Source organism: Kitasatospora sp. NPDC056181, assembly GCF_042266225.1.
In the GTDB taxonomy this organism is placed as follows: Bacteria; Actinomycetota; Actinomycetes; order Streptomycetales; family Streptomycetaceae; genus Kitasatospora.
On sequence record NZ_JBHJUK010000342.1, the window covers coordinates 1 to 1,381 of the forward strand.

Annotated in this window: 1 protein-coding gene and 1 pseudogene; both read left to right on the forward strand. The window is 71.2% G+C overall.

The features are described from left to right. On the forward strand, window positions 1–550 hold a 550-nt coding region (locus ACFC1F_RS43400), incomplete at its 5' end, for a hypothetical protein (protein WP_376167352.1). Window positions 551–702: 152 nt separating this feature from the next. Next, window positions 703–1,381 (forward strand): annotated as a pseudogene (locus ACFC1F_RS43405) (hypothetical protein); the annotation flags it as partial.

Here is a 1,381-nt window from a genome sequence, read left to right on the forward strand (position 1 = left end):
GGTGTTCGCCACCGGCACCGACGGCATCGTGTCGCACGCCTACAGCACCGGCGGCAGCTCCTGGACGGGCTGGACCACCCTCGGCCCGGACTTCCACTTCGCCTCGAACCCGGCGGTGGTCTACAACCCGGTGAACAAGGTGACGGAGGTCTTCGCCACCGGCACCGACGGTGTGATCTCGCACGACTACCTGTTCAACGGCGGCCAGTGGAGCGGCTGGTCCACCCTCGGGTCCTCGTTCCGGTTCAGCGGCAGCCCGACCGCGGTCTACAACGCCTCGACCAACGCCGTCGAGCTGTTCGGCATCGGCCCCGACGGTGTGCTCAACCACACCTACAACCTGAACGCCGGTCCCTGGGCCGGGTGGGAGTCCCTCGACACCGGCTACAAGTTCGCCGGGACCCCGAGCGCGGTCTACGAGTCCGGCTCCAACGCCGCGGAGGTCTTCGCGATCGGCGCCGACGGTGTGATCTCGCACGCCTACAACGCCAACGGCAGCCCCTGGAGCCAGTGGACGGCCCTCGGCAACTGGAAGTTCAGGACCAGCTGAACCAGCTGAGCACGGTTCGCCCGGCGGTGCCGGCCGGCCTCGGCCGCCCGGTGCCGCCCCCTCCCAGCCTCCCGAGTTCCAGCCCTCCCGAGCTCCAGCCCTCCCGAGTTCCCAGCCCTCCCGAGCCCGTCCTCCCAGGAGAGAGACCTCCCGTGAACCGCCGCCGTCTCCAGCACAGCCTGTCCGCGCTCACCATGGCCACCGCGACCGCCGTCGGCGCCGCCACGGTCGGAGCCTCACCGGCCCACGCCGCGCTGTCCAACCGCTCCTGCGGGACAGTGACCGACGCCGACGCCGCGGCCGCCGCACAGCTGAACCGGGTACTCACCGGCAAGCTGGCGCACGCCATGACCTCGTACCGGGCATCCTGCGCCCGGGCCGTCATCACCACCGTCCGCGGCCTGGGACTCCCGGACCGGGCCGCCGTGATCGCCGTGACCACCGCGATCGTCGAGAGCGCCCTGGAGAACAACCCCAACATGGTGGACCACACCAGCCTGGGCCTCTTCCAGCAACAGAACTTCTGGGGCACCGACGAGCAGCGGCTCAACCCGGCCTGGTCGACGACCGCGTTCATCAACGCGATGCTGCGGACCTACCCCGACAACTCGTGGCAGACCCAGGACATCGGCACCGTCTGCCAGAAGGTCCAGGCGTCGGCGTACCCCGACCGCTACGGGGCCCAGGCCTCCGACGCGCAGAAGGTCGTCGACGCGATCGGCGCCGCCACCCCGCCGTCGGGGCCGGCCCCGACGCCCGCCACCGCACTGCCCTCGGCGGCGACGGTGTACAACCCGGACACGGGGACGGCCGAGGCCTTCGCGATCGGTG